Source organism: Streptomyces sp. NPDC048383 (assembly GCF_040651775.1).
In the GTDB taxonomy this organism is placed as follows: domain Bacteria; phylum Actinomycetota; class Actinomycetes; order Streptomycetales; family Streptomycetaceae; genus Streptomyces.
In genome coordinates this window covers 1-17,342 of record NZ_JBEZKS010000015.1, presented here as the reverse complement: position 1 = coordinate 17,342, position 17,342 = coordinate 1, and the positions used below count along the sequence as shown (strand labels likewise).

Annotated in this window: 18 protein-coding genes; 8 read left to right on the top strand and 10 right to left on the bottom strand. The window is 71.4% G+C overall.

Going from position 1 to position 17,342, the window contains the following annotated elements; all coding sequences use genetic code 11:
* Positions 1–8: 8 nt before the first annotated feature.
* From AB0D46_RS13190 to AB0D46_RS13180, 3 genes are all read right to left on the bottom strand, one after another.
* Positions 9–1,103 carry an alpha/beta hydrolase-fold protein gene (locus AB0D46_RS13190; protein ID WP_362877413.1) on the bottom strand — a complete coding sequence of 365 codons (1,095 nt, stop codon included), beginning with the start codon at positions 1,101–1,103 and terminating at the stop codon, positions 9–11.
* Positions 1,104–1,296: 193 nt separating this feature from the next.
* Entirely contained in the window at positions 1,297–2,421 is a 1,125-nt protein-coding gene (locus AB0D46_RS13185; RefSeq protein ID WP_362877412.1) for an alpha/beta hydrolase-fold protein, read from the bottom strand.
* A gap of 136 nt (positions 2,422–2,557) precedes the next feature.
* Positions 2,558–2,995, bottom strand: a complete 438-nt coding sequence (locus tag AB0D46_RS13180) for a MarR family transcriptional regulator (protein ID WP_362877411.1) — start codon at positions 2,993–2,995, stop codon at positions 2,558–2,560.
* A gap of 77 nt (positions 2,996–3,072) precedes the next feature.
* Here AB0D46_RS13180 and AB0D46_RS13175 point away from each other — a divergent pair, with 77 nt between their 5' ends.
* Positions 3,073–4,101 (top strand): superoxide dismutase, encoded by a 1,029-nt coding sequence (locus AB0D46_RS13175; RefSeq protein ID WP_362877410.1) that lies wholly within the window; start codon positions 3,073–3,075, stop codon positions 4,099–4,101.
* On the opposite strand, the gene AB0D46_RS13170 is transcribed toward AB0D46_RS13175, so the two are convergent.
* Together AB0D46_RS13170 and ychF are read right to left on the bottom strand one after the other, a co-directional pair.
* Entirely contained in the window at positions 4,073–4,504 is a 432-nt protein-coding gene (locus tag AB0D46_RS13170; RefSeq protein WP_362877409.1) for a hypothetical protein, read from the bottom strand. The two genes, AB0D46_RS13175 and AB0D46_RS13170, sit on opposite strands and share 29 nt — an antisense overlap.
* 152 nt (positions 4,505–4,656) lie before the next feature.
* Complete coding sequence (ychF, locus tag AB0D46_RS13165; RefSeq protein ID WP_362877408.1) at positions 4,657–5,745, bottom strand: redox-regulated ATPase YchF; 1,089 nt, start codon at positions 5,743–5,745, stop codon at positions 4,657–4,659.
* A gap of 296 nt (positions 5,746–6,041) precedes the next feature.
* Here ychF and AB0D46_RS13160 point away from each other — a divergent pair, with 296 nt between their 5' ends.
* Entirely contained in the window at positions 6,042–6,440 is a 399-nt protein-coding gene (locus AB0D46_RS13160) for a DUF6542 domain-containing protein (RefSeq protein ID WP_362877511.1), read from the top strand.
* 19 nt (positions 6,441–6,459) lie between these two features.
* Here the strand turns inward: AB0D46_RS13160 and ppgK are convergent, their stop codons facing one another.
* A complete protein-coding gene (ppgK, locus tag AB0D46_RS13155; RefSeq protein WP_362877407.1) occupies positions 6,460–7,206 on the bottom strand; it encodes a polyphosphate--glucose phosphotransferase in 747 nt (248 codons plus the stop codon).
* 75 nt (positions 7,207–7,281) lie between these two features.
* Positions 7,282–8,295: a 4-hydroxy-3-methylbut-2-enyl diphosphate reductase gene (locus AB0D46_RS13150; RefSeq protein WP_362877406.1), complete on the bottom strand. Its 1,014-nt coding sequence runs from the start codon at positions 8,293–8,295 to the stop codon at positions 7,282–7,284.
* Between the two features lie 86 nt (positions 8,296–8,381).
* On the opposite strand from AB0D46_RS13150, the gene AB0D46_RS13145 reads away from it, so the two are divergent.
* The 4 genes from AB0D46_RS13145 (at position 8,382) to AB0D46_RS13130 (ending at position 12,077) form a co-directional block, all read left to right on the top strand.
* Positions 8,382–9,725, top strand: coding sequence for an APC family permease (locus AB0D46_RS13145; protein WP_362877405.1), 1,344 nt, complete (start codon positions 8,382–8,384; stop codon positions 9,723–9,725).
* Positions 9,726–9,788: 63 nt separating this feature from the next.
* Positions 9,789–11,084 (top strand): exodeoxyribonuclease VII large subunit, encoded by a 1,296-nt coding sequence (gene xseA, locus AB0D46_RS13140; RefSeq protein WP_362877404.1) that lies wholly within the window; start codon positions 9,789–9,791, stop codon positions 11,082–11,084.
* A gap of 56 nt (positions 11,085–11,140) precedes the next feature.
* Complete coding sequence (locus AB0D46_RS13135; RefSeq protein WP_362877403.1) at positions 11,141–11,374, top strand: exodeoxyribonuclease VII small subunit; 234 nt, start codon at positions 11,141–11,143, stop codon at positions 11,372–11,374.
* Positions 11,375–11,489: 115 nt separating this feature from the next.
* Positions 11,490–12,077 carry a malonic semialdehyde reductase gene (locus tag AB0D46_RS13130; protein WP_362877402.1) on the top strand — a complete coding sequence of 196 codons (588 nt, stop codon included), beginning with the start codon at positions 11,490–11,492 and terminating at the stop codon, positions 12,075–12,077.
* 120 nt (positions 12,078–12,197) lie between these two features.
* Here AB0D46_RS13130 and AB0D46_RS13125 read toward each other — a convergent pair whose 3' ends face one another.
* Positions 12,198–12,725, bottom strand: coding sequence for a DUF4245 domain-containing protein (locus AB0D46_RS13125; RefSeq protein ID WP_362877510.1), 528 nt, complete (start codon positions 12,723–12,725; stop codon positions 12,198–12,200).
* Between the two features lie 228 nt (positions 12,726–12,953).
* Between AB0D46_RS13125 and glpX the strand changes: the two genes are divergently transcribed.
* Positions 12,954–13,985: a class II fructose-bisphosphatase gene (gene glpX, locus AB0D46_RS13120; RefSeq protein ID WP_362877401.1), complete on the top strand. Its 1,032-nt coding sequence runs from the start codon at positions 12,954–12,956 to the stop codon at positions 13,983–13,985.
* A 155-nt stretch (positions 13,986–14,140) separates the two neighbouring features.
* On the opposite strand, the gene AB0D46_RS13115 is transcribed toward glpX, so the two are convergent.
* Both AB0D46_RS13115 and AB0D46_RS13110 read right to left on the bottom strand, forming a co-directional pair.
* A complete protein-coding gene (locus AB0D46_RS13115; RefSeq protein WP_362877509.1) occupies positions 14,141–14,518 on the bottom strand; it encodes a WhiB family transcriptional regulator in 378 nt (125 codons plus the stop codon).
* Between the two features lie 234 nt (positions 14,519–14,752).
* Positions 14,753–15,406: a DUF1707 domain-containing protein gene (locus tag AB0D46_RS13110; protein WP_362877400.1), complete on the bottom strand. Its 654-nt coding sequence runs from the start codon at positions 15,404–15,406 to the stop codon at positions 14,753–14,755.
* A 146-nt stretch (positions 15,407–15,552) separates the two neighbouring features.
* Between AB0D46_RS13110 and AB0D46_RS13105 the strand changes: the two genes are divergently transcribed.
* A complete protein-coding gene (locus AB0D46_RS13105) occupies positions 15,553–17,241 on the top strand; it encodes a fumarate hydratase (RefSeq protein WP_362877399.1) in 1,689 nt (562 codons plus the stop codon).
* The last annotated feature ends 101 nt before the right edge of the window (positions 17,242–17,342 follow it).

The following is a 17,342-nucleotide window of genomic DNA, read 5'->3' as shown; positions in this document are numbered from 1 at the left end:
CACCGGGCTCAGCCCACGGCGGGCTCGGGTGTCGGTGCTCGCAACACCTTGCTGATCCACGCCAGCGAACCCTCCCTCATGCCGCGTACGTACGACTTTCCGTTGTGCTCACCATCCTGGATCACCTGGAGCCGGGTGTGCACGGGACCCTTGCCGTACTGCTTCATGAACTTCTCGGCCTGGGCCCGGCCGCTCTCCTTGGTGCCGATCTGGAAGTTGATGTAGACGTCCGGGCCGCCGGTCCTGATCAGCTTCTCGGCGAGCTTCTCCGGGTTGTTCTCGTCCATGGCCTGCCGGTTCCCCTTCCAGAGCGGGGAATCGGGGACGAAGTCGACGCCGCTGGCGATGACCGCCTTGAAGCGTTCCGGGTACTTCAGGACGTGCTTGAAGGCCCCGAAACCGCCCGAGGAGGAGCCCATGAACGCCCAGCCGTCGCGGGAGGTGAAGGTGCGGAAATTGGCCTTCGCGAAATCCGGGACGTCATCGGCCATCCAGGTGCCCATCTTCGGCTGGCCGGGGATGTCCGAGCCGTCGAAGTGGTTCTTGGCGTCGGCGTTGATCACCGGCATGACGAGGATGAAGGGCAGGCTGGTGCCCTCCCGCACCCCGTCGATCACGGCCTGCTGGAGACCGAGGCCGGGGCCGGTGCCCCAGTAGTTCTTGGGGTAGCCGCGGCCTCCGGGCAGGGAGATCAGCACCGGGAAGGCGCTCTTGGCGTACTGCGGCTCGTCGTACTCCTTGGGGACCCACACCCACACGTCCCCGGTGAACCCGGACTTCGCCCCGGTCAGGGTGGTCACGGCGATCTGTGTGCCGTCCGGCAGCCTGCTGGTACGGCTGAAGCCGGCCTTCGGACCGGTGGGCATCAGCACCTCGGGCCGGATGTCCTCGGCGGCCGCCGACTCCTGGATCTTCCCGAAGGACACCGGATCCCCTATGTCGGAGAAGAGGCCGGCCCAGTACGCCGCCCCGCCGCCCCCGGCGACGAGGAGCAGCGCGAGGGCGCCGATCAGGAGCCGACGGCGGCGCTCGGGGCGACGACCGCCCCCGGTCGTGGGGCCCCCGGTCACGGGGGTGTCGTCGCCTTGCTGGTCTTGCTGCACGGATTGTTCCCGTTCCTTCTGCGGCGCCCCGGTGGGGCGCGAGTCGGACCGATAGGTCCCCCTTACACACCTGACAGAGGTGTGAACGACCGTATGGGTTGCCTGGGACCGGGGCGACGTGGCGAGGGCCACGCGGGGAGGACGGGAACGGGACGGGCGGCGGGGGCCGGGGCCGCGGCGGCGGCCGGACGGATCAGCCCGCTTCGGGCTTCGGGCCCTTCAGGACCTTGCTGACCTCGGCCAGGGCGCTCTCCTTCATGCCCCGGACGTAGTCCCAGCCGTTGTGGTCGCCGCCCACGATCTCGTGGATGGTGACCTTGACGGGGCCCTTGCCGAACTGCTGCTGGAACGTGTTCAGGCGGGCCCGGCCGCCCTCCTTGGTCCCGTACTGGAAGGCGACGTGGACCTCGGGGCCCTTGGCGTCGATCAGCTTCTGCGCCAGCTTCTCCGGATTGTTGGCGTCCATGTCCGCCTGGTGGCCCTTCCACAGCGGGGAGTCGGGAACGATCTCACCGCCGTTGGCGATCACGGCCTTGAACCGGTCCGGGTGCTGCATGACGTGCTTGAGGCCGACGAAGGCGCCGGAGGAGTTGCCCATGAAGGCCCAGCCGTCGCGGGACTTGTACGTACGGAAGTTGGCGCGGGCGAAGTCCGGTACGTCCTCGGACATCCAGGTGCCCATCTTCGGCTGCCCGGGTATGTCGGAGCCGTCGTAGTAGTACTTGGCGTCCGGGTTGAGGACGGGCATGACGAGGATGAAGGGCAGGCTGGTGCCGGCCTTGGCGCCCTCGCTGACGGCCTTCTGGAGGCCGAGGCTGCGGTCGGACCAGTAGTTGGCCGGGTAGCCGTTGCCCCCGGGGAGCGCGATGAGGACCGGGAAGGCGCTCTTGGCGTACTTCGGGTCGTCGTACTCCTTGGGGGCCCAGACCCAGACGTCACCCTCGAAGCCCGACTTGGCTCCGACCAGTCGGGTCTTGGCGATGATCGTGCCGTCGTCGAGCTTGGCGGTCTGCTTGAAGGCGGCCTTGGGGCCGGAGGGCATGAGGACGTCCGGGTCGCCGCTCGGGGTGGCCGGCGCGACGGCGTCCGGGGACGTGGACTTGGCCCCGCCCTCGGCCGGCGCGCCCTGGTTGTTCTTGCCGAAGCTGACGGCCTCGCCGTTGCCGGAGAACCACTCGTACTTCCAGGCGGCGAAGCCGGCGCCGCCGAGGACCAGCGCGCAGGCGACGCCCGCGCCGATCCACATCGCGCGCCGGGACCGCCGGGGCGCGCGCTCGGGCTCGCGGCTGGACGGCGGCTGCTGCGGGTACTGGTGCACGAACTTCGCTCCGAACGATCATGGCTGCCCCGGGCGGGACAGAACGGCTGGACATCCCGTTGGTTCTGATGGACGAACGCTCGGGACAGTTCCACAACACGGCGAGAACTTGCCCCGAACCTCGGGGGCGGGGCGGTTACCTCAGGGTGTCGAGCACCTCGGCGCAACGGCCCAGCAACCCTACGAGCCGGGCCCGTTCCTCCTCGGAGAAGGCGGCGGCGAGCGCCCGCTCGACCCGCACGGCGGCCTCGTCGGCCAGGTCCAGTACGGCGCGGCCCTCCTCGGTGAGGCGGGTCTCCAGGACGTTGCGGTGCCAGGCGTGGGGGGTGCGTTCGATGAGACCGCGTTCCTGGAGGTTCTTCAGCACCGTGTTCATGGTCGGCGGGGTGACCCCGCAGAGCCGGGACAGGGCCGCCGCCGAGATGCCGGCGTTCTCGCCGAGCCAGTAGAGGGCGGCGTACTGCGGAACCGTTACTGCCGCCGGCTTGAGGGCGGCGTTCTTCGCCCCGAGGAGCGCCTGCTCGGCGCGCTTGACGTGCGAGCCGATGCGCTCCTCGGCGGGCATGGAAGTCATGGGGGCATCCTACGACCCTTGCCAATCATTAGGGTTCTAACTACTGTGCGCCTACACCTGATCGAAAGAGGACACCCATGCCCATGTGGTCGAAGCTCCTGCCCGTGCCCCTCCTGCTGGCCGCCGCGCTGTCGCTGGGGGCGGCGCCGTCCTCGGCGTACGGGACGTCCTCGGCGTACGGGCCACCCGGGTCCTCCGGTCCCGCCGCCCGGGTCACGACCGCCTTCACGCTGCCCGGCGCGAAGGTCTACCCCGAGGGGATAGCGGCCGACGATCGTACGGGCACGGTCTACGTCGGCTCGTACGCGGACGGCACCGTCTACCGCGCCCGCCCGGGAGCCCGCACCGCCGAGGTCTTCCTGCCGGCCGGCGCGGACGGACGCACCACCGCGAACGGCCTGCGCGTCGACGCTCGCGGCCGCCTCTGGGTCACCGACTCCACCAAGGGCGTCACCGTCTACGACACCCGGACCGGCGCCCGCCTCGCCCGCTTCGACGTCCCCGGGGACGCCCCCCGCTTCGTCAACGACCTCACGATCACCCCCGACGGCTCCGCGTACCTCACGGACAGCCTGCGCGGGGTGATCTACCGGGTCACCCCGGGGCAGTTGGCCGCCGCGCGGTCCTCCGGCGGCGGCCCGCTGCGCGTCGCGTACGACCTGACGCCGTCCCTGCGGCCCCGTCCCGCCGGCGGCTTCAGCCTCAACGGCATCGTCTCGGACCCGGTGGGCCGCTACCTGCTCACCGTCGACATGCCGGAGGGCGAGCTGCTGCGCGTCGACCTCCGCACCGGCGCCGTCGGCCGCGTCGCCCTGACCGGCGGGACCCTCACGTCGCCCGACGGGCTGGACCTCGCCGCCGACGGGACCCTGCGGGTCGCCCAGAACGTGCCCAACACCCTGACCCGCTGGCAGCTCTCCGCCGACGGCACCCGGGGCCGCCTGACCGGCACCCTGACGGACCCGTCGCTGCAGATCCCCACGACCCTGACCCACCGCCCGGGCCGCACCCTGGTGGTCCGCTCGCAGTTCGACAAGGACGGCCCGCTGACCCCGTCCACCGGCGCGCCGACGACGTTCACGATCGCCTCGGTCCGCGGCTTCTGACCGACGGACCGCCGCTCACCGCTCGCGGGGACGGACGGTAACGGTGGGGGCCGCCGCGGGAGGGGCCGGCGGCGGGGTGATCGCCTCGGCCCGCTGGGCGACGTCGGCCGGCCCGGGGCTGTGGCGGCGCGGACGACAGCATCTGCCACGCCTCGTCGGGCCGCTCCTCGTCCAGTAGCTTCGCCCCCTTCGCGAGCCACAGGTCGCAGCTCGACTCCAGCCGGAAGTCCACGTACCCGCCGATCCGGAACCGCGAGAGCAGCCGCGTACGCAGCCGGGCGCGCGGCGCGCCGAAGGCGTGCGCCCGGACGTACATCGCCTGGACGGCCTCACCCCGCCCCAGACCCGCGGCGTGCAACCCGAGCCACGCGTCGGCGGCCCCCGGATCGTGCCCGACGGCCACCCGGAAGGCCAACCCCAGCGAACGCAGGCCCTACGAGGGGGCGCCCAGCACCCATCCAGCACGGTGACGGCGAAGGGGCCGACTCCCGCAGGAGCCGACCCCTTCTGACCTGCATGTTCGCCCCGTCAGCGACGTGGTGTTACTGCAGCCGCTCAGACGTTGAAGCGGAACTCCACCACGTCGCCGTCCTGCATGACGTACTCCTTGCCCTCCATGCGGGCCTTGCCCTTGGAGCGGGCTTCGGCGACCGAGCCGCATTCGACGAGGTCGGCGAAGGAGATGACCTCGGCCTTGATGAAGCCGCGCTGGAAGTCGGTGTGGATGACGCCGGCGGCCTCGGGAGCGGTGGCGCCCTTCTTGATGGTCCAGGCGCGGGTTTCCTTCGGGCCTGCCGTCAGGTAGGTCTGGAGGCCGAGGGTGGTGAAGCCGACGCGGCCGAGGGTGGCCATGCCGGGCTCCTCCTGGCCGACCGACTGGAGGAGTTCGAGGGCCTCGTCGTCCTCCAGCTCGATGAGCTCCTGCTCCAGCTTCGCGTTCAGGAAGATCGCCTCGGCCGGGGCGACCAGCGCGCGCTGCTCGTCCTTGAAGGCCTCGTCCGTCAGCTCGTCCTCGTCGACGTTGAAGACGTACAGGAACGGCTTCGTCGTCAGGAGGTGGAGCTCGTGGAGGAGGTCGCCGCGCTCGGTGCCCTTGGTGATGCCCTTCGAGAAGAGGGTGTCGCCGGCTTCGAGGATCTTCTTCGCCTCGACGACGGCCGCGAGGACCGCGACCTTCTCCTTCTGGAGGCGGGACTCCTTCGTCAGGCGCGGCTCGGCCTTCTCGATGGACTGGAGGTCGGCGAGGATCAGCTCGGTGTTGATCGTCTCGATGTCGTCCTTCGGCGAGACCTTGCCGTCGACGTGCACGACGTTCTCGTCCTTGAAGGCACGGATGACCTGGCAGATGGCGTCCGACTCGCGGATGTTCGCGAGGAACTTGTTGCCGAGGCCCTCGCCCTCCGACGCGCCGCGCACGATGCCGGCGATGTCGACGAAGTCGACCGTCGCCGGGAGGACCTTCTGGGAGCCGAAAATGCCCGCGAGGACGGCCAGACGCGAGTCCGGGACGCCGACGACGCCGACGTTCGGCTCGATGGTGGCGAACGGGTAGTTGGCCGCCAGCACGTCGTTCTTGGTCAGGGCGTTGAACAGGGTCGACTTGCCGACATTCGGCAGGCCGACGATTCCGATCGTGAGCGACACGTTGGCGACTTCCCGTAGCTGGAGGGGGCGGCGGCCCGGAGGTGGGCCACCGGACAGTTTACTTTCAGATGAGTGCCACTCGATGTACGCGTGTCCGGGCGGCCGAACGGGGGCCTCACGCCTAGTTTGGTGGGGTGGAGCAATACAGGATGCGTTCGGTACGTCACCCTCAGGCGCCCCAGACGCCTCAGCCGCCCCAGGAGCCCCCGGCGCCCCGGCGTGCGGCGCCCGTCGGCGGCGTGCCCGCGCAGGCACAGCGGTTCCGGCCCCGGGTGCCGGCCGGTCGCCGCCGTCGGATGCCCCGGCCCCGGCTGACGGGGCTCGGCGGCGGCCTGCTCGCGTGCACCGGCACGCTGTTGGCCGCCGGGATCTGCTGGCTGCTCTTCGGGTCCTCGCTGTTCGTGTACGGGCTGCTCTTCCTGCCCGTCGCCGCCGTGACCGCCCTGTGGGTGCGCCCGGCCGACCTGATCACGGCGCCGATCTCCGTCCCGATCGCCTTCGCCGTCGGGGTGTGGCCCGTCTCCGGCGGCTCCGGCGGCTTCGCCGGGGAACTCATGGGCGTGGTGTCCGCGCTCTCCCTGCACGCCGGCTGGCTGTACGCGGGCACCCTGATCGCCGCCCTCATCGCGCTGGCCCGCCGCGCGGTGCTGAGCGACCGCCGCCGCGCCGCCCGACGCGGCACGGCGGCCCACTGACGGCACCGGTCCGTACGCGCTACCCCGCCAGGTCCCGCGCCGCCATCGCCGCGCCGACGATGCCTGCGTCGTTCTGCAGCTTCGCCGGGACGATCTCGGCCCGGATGCCCTCGATCAGCGGGACGAACTTCTCCGGCTTGCGGCTGACGCCGCCGCCGAGGATGAAGAGGTCCGGGGAGAACAGCATCTCCACGTGGGCCAGGTACCTCTCCAGCCGGCGGGCCCAGTGCGGCCAGCTGAGGTCCTCGTCCTCCTTGGCCTTGACCGAGGCGCGGGTCTCCGCGTCGTGGCCCTTCAGTTCGAGGTGGCCGAGCTCGGTGTTCGGTACGAGCAGGCCGTCTCGGAAGACGGCGCTGCCGATGCCCGTGCCGAGGGTGAGCAGGATGACCGTGCCCGAGACGTCGCGTCCCGCCCCGTAGGTGATCTCGGCGATCCCCGCCGCGTCGGCGTCGTTGAGGACCGTCACCTTGCGGCCGCCCAGCCGCGAGGACAACAGGGACGCGGCGTCGAGGCCGATCCATCCCTGGTCGACGTTGGCGGCCGACCGGGTGATGCCGTGCGTGACCACGCCGGGGAAGGTGACCCCGACCGGGCCCTTCCACGAGAAGGCGTCCACCACCTCGGCCACGCATCCGGCCACCCCCTCGGGGGTGGCCGGATGCGGTGTCAGTACTTTGTGGCGCTCCTGCGCCAGCTCGCCGCGGTCCAGGTCCACGGGAGCGCCCTTGATCCCTGAACCGCCGATGTCCACACCGAAGATCTCCATGGGATCACCGTACGAAGCCCGCGCGCCGGGAGCTAGTCGTCCGGGCCGATGGGCCCGGCGTTCGAGCCCCCGGCCTCAGCCCTGCGAGCCGCCCGCGACCAGCCCGGCCGCCTCGGCGCGCAGGTCGCGGCGCAGTTCCTTGGGCAGCGAGAAGACGATCGACTCCTCGGCGGTCTTGACGATCTCGACGTCCGCGTACCCGCGCCGCGTCAGCCACTCCAGGACCTCCTCGACCAGTACCTCCGGCACCGAGGCGCCCGAGGTGAGGCCGACGGTGGTGACGCCCTCCAGCCAGGCCTCGTCGATCTCGGACGCGAAGTCGACCAGGTGGGCGGCGCGCGCGCCGGCGTCGAGGGCGACCTCGACGAGGCGGATGGAGTTCGAGGAGTTCTTCGACCCGACGACGATGACCAGGTCGGAGTCGGCGCCCATCACCTTGACGGCGGCCTGCCGGTTCGAGGTGGCGTAGCAGATGTCGTCGCTCGGCGGCGAGACGAGCAGCGGGAACTTGGTCTTCAGCGCGTCGACGGTCTCCATCGTCTCGTCCACGGAGAGGGTGGTCTGCGACAGCCAGACGACCTTCGACTCGTCGCGCACCTCCACGTTCGCGACGTCGTCGGGACCGTCGACGATCGTGATGTGGTCCGGCGCCTCGCCGGAGGTGCCGATGACCTCCTCGTGGCCCTCGTGGCCGATGAGGAGGATGTCGAAGTCCTCGTTCGCGTAGCGGATCGCTTCCTTGTGCACCTTGGTGACCAGCGGGCACGTCGCGTCGATCGTCGCCAGCTTGCCGCGCGCGGCCTCCTCGTGGACGACGGGGGCCACGCCGTGCGCGGAGAACATCACGATGGAGCCCTCGGGGACCTCCTCCGTCCGCTCGACGAAGATGGCACCCTTCTTCTCCAACGTCTGGACGACGTACTTGTTGTGCACGATCTCGTGCCGTACGTAGACCGGCGCACCGTACTGTTCCAGGGCCTTCTCGACGGCGATCACGGCTCGGTCCACGCCCGCGCAGTAGCCGCGGGGGGCGGCGAGCAGGACGCGGCGGGATGCGGAAGCGGGAGCGGGTGCAGTCATGCCCTCCATCGTACGGGGGCCTCCAGCAGGCCGTACGTCCCCCGTCCGGCACACACTTGCCCGAAACCCTGTCCCGCCTATCCCTCGGAGGACGGATGGCGTCCGTCACGGATTCCGGTACGCCCGCGCCCACCGCCCTGCGGCGGAGCCTCGGCTTCCGGGACCTGGTCGTCTACGGTCTGCTCTTCATCGCGCCCATGGCGCCGGTCGGGGTCTTCGGGACCCTGGACGCGAAGTCGCACGGGGCGGTGGCGCTGGTCTACCTGGTCGCGACGGTCGCGATGGCCTTCACGGCGTTCAGCTACGCGCAGATGGTGCGGGTGGCCCCGCAAGCCGGTTCCGTCTTCACGTACGCCCGCAAGGGGCTCGGGGAGGGGCCGGGGCTGATCGCCGGCTGGATGGCGATGCTGGACTACCTGCTGATCCCGGCGGTGGCGTACCTGTTCTCCGGGATCGCGATGAACGCGCTGGTCCCGGAGGTGTCCCGGTGGGTGTGGACGGCCCTCGCGGTGGTGATCACGACCCTGCTGAACCTGTGGGGCGTACGGGCGGCCGCGCGGGTCGGGTTCGCCGTGCTGGCCCTGGAGATCGTGGTGCTGTTGGTCTTCCTGGTCGCGGCGGTGGCGGCGCTGGCGGACGGCGGGGCGCGGCGCGGCTGGCTGTCGCCGCTGACCGGGGACGGCTCGCTCGGCTTCTCGACGGCCGCGGTGCTGGGCGCGGTGTCGGTGGCGGTCCTGTCGTACCTGGGCTTCGACGCCATCGCCTCGTTCGCGGAGGAGGTGACGGGCGGTTCGGCGCGGGTGGCGCGCGCGGTGCTGTTCTGCCTGGCGGTGACCGGGGTGCTGTTCATCGCGCAGACCTATCTGGCGGCGCTGCTGACCCCGGTGTCCTCGGCCGAGCTGGCCGCGGATCCGGGGCTCCAGGGGCCCGCCTTCTACGACACGGTGGAGTCGGCGTCGGGGTCGTGGCTGCACGACCTGGTGGCGGTGAGCAAGGCGATCGGGGCGGCGTTCGCGGCGTTGGCCGGGCAGGCGGCGGCGGGCCGGCTGCTGTTCGCGATGGCCCGGGAGGGCCGGCTGCCGCGGGTCCTGGCCCGTACGTCGGACGGCACCCCGCGGGCGGCGCTGCTGGTGGCGGCGACGGTGACGCTGGTGGCGGCGGTGTGGGCGGCGCGCCGTGACGACGGCCTCGACCATCTGGTGTCGGTGGTGGACGTGGGCGCGCTGGTCGCGTTCACGCTGTTGCACGCCTCGGTGGTGGGCTGGTTCGTGGTGCGGCGCGCGGGGGGTCCGCCGAACTGGTGGAAGCACCTGGTGGTGCCGGTGCTGGGGGCGCTGGTGACCGTCGCCGTGATCGTCGAGGCGTCCTGGGAGGCGCAGGTCGTGGGGGCGGTGTGGCTGGTGGTGGGCCTGGGGGTGCTGGTGGCACAGCGGGGCTGACGGACCCCCGAACGCTCCGACGGGCCCGGCACCGGTGTCGGCCCCGGCGGCTAGCCTGCCTGCATGGGTCTGAATACGTCGGCTGATGCGCCGCTGCCGGTCGGTCAGGTGTCCCGGCTCATCGGGGGCTGGATCGACCGGCTGGGTCAGGTGTGGGTGGAGGGGCAGATCACGCAGCTGTCCCGGCGGCCGGGCGCGGGGGTGGTCTTCCTGACGCTGCGCGATCCCGCGCACGACATCTCCGTCGGCGTGACCTGCTTCCGGCAGGTCTTCGAGGAGGTCGCGGACGCGGTGACGGAGGGCGCGCGGGTCGTCGTCCTGGCGAAGCCGGAGTGGTACGCCCCGCGCGGGCAGTTGTCCCTGCGGGCGACGGAGATCCGGCCGGTGGGCATCGGGGAGCTGTTGGCCCGCTTGGAGCGGCTCAAGCGGTCGCTGGCCGCGGAGGGGCTGTTCGCCCTGGACCGCAAGAAGCCGCTGCCGTTCCTGCCGCAGCTGATCGGGCTGGTGGTGGGGCGGGCCTCGGCGGCCGAGCGGGACGTGCTGGAGAACGCCCGGCGGCGCTGGCCGGCGGTCCGCTTCGAGGTCCGCAACGTGGCCGTGCAGGGGGTGCACGCGGTGCCGCAGGTGGTGCGGGCGGTCCAGGAGCTGGACGCCCGCCCCGATGTGGACGTGATCATCGTGGCGCGCGGCGGCGGCAGCGTGGAGGACCTGCTGCCGTTCTCCGACGAGGAGGTCGTGCGGGCGGTCGCGGCGGCCCGTACGCCGGTGGTCTCGGCGATCGGGCACGAGCCGGACTCGCCGCTGCTGGACCTCGTCGCGGACCTGCGGGCCTCGACGCCCACGGACGCGGCGAAGAAGGTGGTCCCGGACGTCGGGGAGGAGCTGGAGCGGGTACGTCAGCTCCAGGGACGGGGGCTGCGCGCGCTGCGCGGGCTGCTCGACCGGGAGGATCGGGGGCTCGCGCACGCCCTGGCCCGGCCGGTCTTCGTCCATCCGCAGCGGATGGTGGAGACCCGGGAGGCCGAGGTGGAGGCCCTGCTGGCGCGCGGCCGGCGCACCCTCGGGCACCTGTTGGACCGGGCCGATTCGGAGCTGGCGCACACCCTGGCCCGGGTGGTGGCGCTGTCCCCGGCGGCGACGCTGGAGCGCGGGTACGCGGTCCTGCAGCGGGCGGACGGGCACGTGGTGGGCGCCCCGGGCGAGGTCGCGGTGGGCGACGTGCTGCGGGCGCGGGTGGCGGCGGGGGCGTTCTCGGTGTCGGTCGTGGACGTACCGGCCGAGGCGCGCGAGGCGGACGGGGCGCAGGAGGCGGAAGCGGGCGCGGGAGGCGTCCGGAACCCCGGCGGCGACTCCCTCTGAAGCGACACACTGCGGCAACAAATTCGATGTACGACACACATACGATGGGATCGGGAATGACTGACACCGAAACGGCGCTGGGCTACGAGCAGGCCCGTGACGAGCTCATCGAGGTCGTCCGCAAGCTGGAGGCGGGTGGCACCTCGCTGGAGGAGTCGCTGGCGCTCTGGGAGCGCGGCGAGGAGTTGGCGAAGGTGTGCCGGCACTGGCTGGAGGGGGCCCGCGCCCGGCTGGACTCGGCGCTGGCCGCCCGGGACGCGGCGGACGTCCCCGACGGGGACGTCGGCTAGGACGGCCCGGAGTGATCTCGATCACCCGCCCATCAATTTAGTTGAAAATTCACCTACTTTCGCCCTAGAGTCGGAGACACCGCGCTTCACCTCCGTTAAAGAAGAAGGCTTTCCGATGTCTCTCGTTCTCGACGCCGCCGCTCAGGACCTGCTGTTCCGCGAGGCCCGTACCGCCAACACCTTCTCCGACGAGCCGGTGACCGATGAGCAGGTCCAGGCCATCTACGACCTGGTGAAGTTCGGCCCCACCGCTTTCAACGCCACCCCGCTGCGCGTCACTCTGGTCCGCTCCCCCGAGGCCCGCGAGCGCCTCGTGAAGCACATGGCCCAGGGCAACCAGGCCAAGACCGCCACGGCGCCGCTGGTCGCGATCCTCTCCGCGGACAACGAGTTCCACGAGGAGATCCCGCAGCTGCTGCCGAGCTACCCGCAGGCCAAGGACTTCTTCACCGAGCGCCCGGTCCGCGAGCAGAGCGCGCTGGTCAACGCCTCGCTCCAGGCCGCGTACTTCATCGTCGGCGTCCGCGCCGCCGGTCTGGCCGCCGGTCCGATGACGGGCGTGGACTTCGCCGGCCTCCAGAAGGAGTTCCTGGACGACGACCACACCCCGCTGATGGTCGTCAACATCGGCAAGCCGGGCGAGGCCGCCTGGTACCCGCGCAGCCCGCGCCTGGCCTTCGACGAGGTCATCACCACCGTCTGAGCCCCGCCCGGCAGACACCGCAGCACACCGAAAGAGGCCGCCCGCCCCGGGATTCCGGGGCGGGCGGCCTCTTTCGGCTTGCACGTACGCGCACGCGGCCCCTCGCGGGCCGGCGAACGACTACCGCGCGTCCGGACCCTGCTTGAACTCCAGCGCGCCCGCCATCCGCGCCAGCTGTTCGAAGGAGGCCGTCCCGGTCACGACGGTGACCCAGCCCTGCTCCTGCCGTACGAGGGCGTCGTACTTCTCGCCCTCCCAGCGCTCCCAGGCCCGGTCACCGATCTGCTCGGTCCCGCCGGCGGCCTTGGCGCCCTGGGTGACCTTCGCCAGGTACTTCGGCGAGACGTCGGTGGACTGCTCCACCGCCACGTACTCCTTGTCCGAGGCGAGGAAGCCCAGGTGCCAGGCGTTCGCGTTCTTGCGCTCGTACGTCACCGAGGTCGCCCGCCACTGCGCGGGCAGCCCCACGGGGGCCGCCACCGGGTACGGCGCCGCGCGCCGGGCCGTGACGGTCTCCACCCGGTAGTCCACCGTGCGCGTCGGATCGGCGTCGTCGTCGTGCGGGACGAAGATGTAGATCCCCGCCACGACCAGACCGATCACCGCCAGCGACCGGACCATGTCCCAGATCGTCTGCTTGCCCTTCATACCTGCCACGGCACCATCGTCCCGCATCGCGCGGGGGCGATCACCGCCGGGGTGGACGTGTCGGGTGAGCGGGGTAACGGGCCGCCCGAACGCAAGGCGTCCGCTCACGCCAACCCCTTGACCGATATTCCGCTCATACGTGACCCGCTCTGCTCAATATGTCGACGTACCGATAGAGTTCCAGCACCCTCACATCCCGGCCGTCGTCGTACAGAAAGGTGCGCTCCGATGACCGAGCACAACCTGCCGCCCCAGCTCGAAGTCCATCCCGACTCCCCCGACCGCAACCTCGCCCTGGAACTCGTCCGGGTCACCGAGGCCGCAGCCCTGGCCGCCGGCCGGTGGGTCGGCCGCGGCGACAAGATCGGCGCCGACGGCGCCGCCGTCAACGCGATGCGCACCCTGATCTCCACCGTCTCGATGAACGGCGTCGTCGTCATCGGCGAGGGCGAGAAGGACGAAGCGCCCATGCTCTTCAACGGCGAGCGGGTCGGCGACGGCACCGGCGCCGAGGTCGACATCGCCGTGGACCCGATCGACGGGACCACGCTCAACGCCAAGGGCATGCCCAACGCCATCGCCGTACTGGCGGCCGCCGACCGCGGCACCATGTTCGACCCGTCCGCGGTCTTCTACATGGACAAGCTCGTCACCGGCCCCGAGGCCGCCGACTTCGTCGACATCAACGCCCCCGTCGCGGTGAACATCCGCCGCGTCGCCAAGGCGAAGAGCATCGCCGTCGAGGACGTCACCGTCGTCATCCTGGACCGCCCGCGCCACGAGGGCATCGTCAAGGAGATCCGCGAGACCGGCGCCCGCATCAAGTTCATCTCGGACGGCGACGTCGCGGGCTCGGTCATGGCGGTGCGCGAGGGCACCGGCGTGGACCTGCTCCTCGGCATCGGCGGCACCCCCGAGGGCATCATCTCGGCCTGCGCCATCAAGTGCCTCGGCGGCACCATCCAGGGCAAGCTGTGGCCGAAGGACGACGCCGAGCGCGGGCGCGCGATCGACGCGGGCCACGACCTGGACCGCGTCCTGACCACGACGGACCTGGTGTCCGGCGAGAACGTCTTCTTCGTCGCCACCGGCATCACGGACGGCGAGCTGCTGCGCGGTGTCCACTACCGCTCGGAGACCGCGACCACGTCCTCGCTGGTCATGCGCTCCAAGTCGGGCACGATCCGACAGATCGACTCCACCCACCGACTGTCGAAGCTGCGCGCGTACAGCGGGATCGACTTCGACCGCGCCCAGTAGGAGCGGCCGGAGGGAACGGTCGCGGAAGCGGCCGGCCCTGAGGGCGGTACGACGGTGAGGGGCGGTCCCGCGTGCGGCGGGCCGCCCCTCTCGCGCGTCCGTACGTCGTACCGCGCACCCGGCCGGGGCCGGGGTGCTGTGGGGTGGGGTGGGGCTCAGCCCGCCGCGGCGATGGGCCCGGACCCGGCGGCGCCGGGCAGCAGTTCGGTGGCGCGCCGCCGGCGCCGGCCCAGTACGACCCGCCGCTCGGCGGCGGTCAGGCCGCCCCAGACGCCGTAGGGCTCGGGCTGGAGCAGGGCGTGCTCCCGGCAGGCGACCATGACCGGGCAGCGCGCGCAGACCCGCTTGGCGGCCTCCTCGCGGGCGAGCCGGGCCGCGGTGGGTTCCTTGGAAGGGGCGAAGAAGAGTCCCGCCTCGTCCCTGCGGCACACCGCCTCCGCGTGCCAGGGGCCGTCCTCTTCCCTCGCCGGCACCCGCGGCTTCGGCACGGCGGCCGCCCGCGTCGGAAGGCTCTGGACGACGGCTGCCTGCAGGGACTGATGCGGCGGATGCGGCACGGTCTACTCCTGACGACGTATACGCGAGCGAGAGACGATGCACCAGTCCCTACCCGCTGGGCGTGCCGCTATGCCGCACGGGCCGTCGGGCGCGGGAGGTTCGACCGAAATACGACGCAGGCCCGAAACCCTCGTGCGGTCCCGGGTCCCGGGTCCCGTTCCCGGTCCCGGCGCTCGGCGCTCGCCGCTCGGCCGGGGTCCCGGCGGCGCTCAGCCCTCCGTGCGCTTGCGGAGCTTGAGGGCCAGGTCGACCAGTCGGGCCCCGGGCTTGGGACGGGCCTCGATGTTGCCGAGCAGCGAGAAGCCGCGGACGATCACGACCGGCGCCTGCGGGTCGGTGGCGCCGCGCCCCTGGCCGCGGACCTCGAAGTTGCCGAGGACCCCGCTGCCGTAGCCGCGCAGGGTGACGTTCTCCGGGACGATGATCTCGACGTTGCCGAGCACCGAGGTCACGTTGATCTCGGTGATCTGCTGCTCGAAGACGGCCTCGGTCAGGTCGATGTTGATGTCGCCCATGACCGAAACGGCCCGGGTACGGGCGCCCGGGCGCCAGCGGCCCTTGCGGGCGGAGGCGCTGCACACGGCGACGACGGTCTCGGTCCAGCCCGAGCCGGAAGCCGTCACGGGGGCGGCCGCCGCGGACCCGCCGGGAACGGCCGGGAGGTCCCGTACGAGGACGTCCAGCTCGCCGACCGTCTTGAAGGCGTAGAGGGAGTCCAGGCGGTCGGAGTGCTCCTCGGCGGTCAGCCGGCCCTCGGCGAGGGCATCGGAGAGGATCTGCGCGATCCGGTCCCGGTCGGCGTCGGAGGCGCGCAGCTCGGAGGGGGCGGCGGCGGGGGCGGCGGGGTGCTTTTCCAGGTCCACGACGCCAGCATAGCGAGACACGATAGATCGCGATACTACTGAGTGAGCCCTACCTCACAGAGTTGGCGCCGCCGGGAGGTCCTACGCTGGACACCGCGCTGCCAATTGGTCGCCAGCGCCGTCTGCCGATTGAAGGAATGCCCCCAATGTCCCTTAGCTCCCGCCCCCCCGGCCCGGCGTTCGCGTACACCGACCTGCTGCCCCTGGGCGAGGACACCACCCCCTACCGGCTGGTGACCGCCGAGGGCGTGTCCACCTTCGAGGCGGACGGTCGTACGTTCCTCAAGGTCGAGCCGGAGGCGCTGCGCAAGCTCGCCGAAGAGGCGATCCACGACATCCAGCACTTCCTGCGCCCCGCGCACCTCGCGCAGCTGCGTCGCATCATCGACGACCCGGAGGCGAGCGCGAACGACAAGTTCGTCGCGCTGGACCTGCTGAAGAACGCGAACATCGCCGCGGCCGGCGTGCTGCCGATGTGCCAGGACACGGGCACCGCGATCGTCATGGGCAAGCGCGGCCAGAACGTGCTCACCGAGGGCGGCGACGAGGCGGCGCTCTCCCGCGGCATCTTCGACGCGTACACCCGTCTGAACCTGCGCTACTCGCAGATGGCCCCGATCACCATGTGGGAGGAGAAGAACACCGGCTCGAACCTGCCCGCGCAGATCGAGCTGTACGCGACCGACGGCGGCGCGTACAAGTTCCTCTTCATGGCCAAGGGCGGCGGCTCGGCCAACAAGTCCTTCCTCTACCAGGAGACGAAGGCGGTCCTCAACGAGGCCTCCATGATGAAGTTCCTGGAGGAGAAGATCCGCTCGCTCGGTACGGCGGCCTGCCCGCCCTACCACCTGGCGATCGTCGTCGGCGGCACCTCCGCCGAGCACGCGCTCAAGACGGCGAAGTACGCCTCCGCGCACTACCTGGACGAGCTGCCCACCGAGGGCTCCCCGCTCGGCCACGGCTTCCGCGACGAGGCCCTGGAACAGCAGGTCTTCGAGCTGACCCAGCGGATCGGCATCGGCGCGCAGTTCGGCGGCAAGTACTTCTGCCACGACGTGCGCGTGGTGCGCCTGCCCCGCCACGGCGCCTCGCTGCCGGTCGCCATCGCCGTGTCCTGCTCGGCCGACCGCCAGGCCACCGCGAAGATCACCGCCGAGGGCGTGTTCCTGGAGCAGCTGGAGACGGACCCGGCGCGCTTCCTGCCGGAGACCACCGACGAGCACCTGCGCGAGGCCGCGGACGTCGTCTCCATCGACCTGAACCAGCCGATGGACGACATCCTGGCGACCCTGACCAAGCACCCGGTCAAGACCCGCCTGAGCCTGACCGGACCCCTGGTCGTGGCGCGCGACATCGCGCACGCCAAGATCAAGGAACTGTTGGACTCGGGCGCGGAGATGCCGCAGTACCTGAAGGACCACCCGGTGTACTACGCCGGCCCGGCCAAGACCCCCGAGGGCTACGCCTCCGGCTCCTTCGGCCCGACCACGGCCGGCCGCATGGACTCGTACGTCGAGCAGTTCCAGGCGGCGGGCGGCTCGAAGGTCATGCTGGCCAAGGGCAACCGCTCGCAGCAGGTGACGAACGCCTGCGGCACGCACGGCGGCTTCTACCTCGGCTCCATCGGCGGCCCGGCGGCGCGACTGGCGCAGGACTGCATCAAGAAGGTCGAGGTCCTGGAGTACGAGGAGCTCGGCATGGAGGCGGTCTGGAAGATCGAGGTCGAGGACTTCCCGGCGTTCATCGTGGTCGACGACAAGGGCAACGACTTCTTCCAGAATCCGGCCCCGGAGCCGACGTTCACCCACATCCCGGTCCGCGGCCCGGGCCTGTAGCAGGGATCCAGTTCCCGACCCAGGGTGATGGCGCAGCGCCGCACCTCGGTGAACGTCCAGCGGGGTGCGATCGGCACGAACACGTGCAGGCCGCGCCCGCC

Coding starts and splice junctions, on each gene's coding strand:
- AB0D46_RS13180 (WP_362877411.1), bottom strand. CDS start 2,995: ATGACTTCCATGCCCGCCGAGGAGCGCATCGGCTCGCACGTCAAGCGC.
- AB0D46_RS13175 (WP_362877410.1), top strand. CDS start 3,073: ATGCCCATGTGGTCGAAGCTCCTGCCCGTGCCCCTCCTGCTGGCCGCC.
- AB0D46_RS13160 (WP_362877511.1), top strand. CDS start 6,042: ATGCCCCGGCCCCGGCTGACGGGGCTCGGCGGCGGCCTGCTCGCGTGC.
- ppgK (WP_362877407.1), bottom strand. CDS start 7,206: ATGGAGATCTTCGGTGTGGACATCGGCGGTTCAGGGATCAAGGGCGCT.
- AB0D46_RS13150 (WP_362877406.1), bottom strand. CDS start 8,295: ATGGAGGGCATGACTGCACCCGCTCCCGCTTCCGCATCCCGCCGCGTC.
- AB0D46_RS13145 (WP_362877405.1), top strand. CDS start 8,382: ATGGCGTCCGTCACGGATTCCGGTACGCCCGCGCCCACCGCCCTGCGG.
- xseA (WP_362877404.1), top strand. CDS start 9,789: ATGGGTCTGAATACGTCGGCTGATGCGCCGCTGCCGGTCGGTCAGGTG.
- AB0D46_RS13135 (WP_362877403.1), top strand. CDS start 11,141: ATGACTGACACCGAAACGGCGCTGGGCTACGAGCAGGCCCGTGACGAG.
- AB0D46_RS13130 (WP_362877402.1), top strand. CDS start 11,490: ATGTCTCTCGTTCTCGACGCCGCCGCTCAGGACCTGCTGTTCCGCGAG.
- AB0D46_RS13125 (WP_362877510.1), bottom strand. CDS start 12,725: ATGAAGGGCAAGCAGACGATCTGGGACATGGTCCGGTCGCTGGCGGTG.
- glpX (WP_362877401.1), top strand. CDS start 12,954: ATGACCGAGCACAACCTGCCGCCCCAGCTCGAAGTCCATCCCGACTCC.
- AB0D46_RS13105 (WP_362877399.1), top strand. CDS start 15,553: ATGTCCCTTAGCTCCCGCCCCCCCGGCCCGGCGTTCGCGTACACCGAC.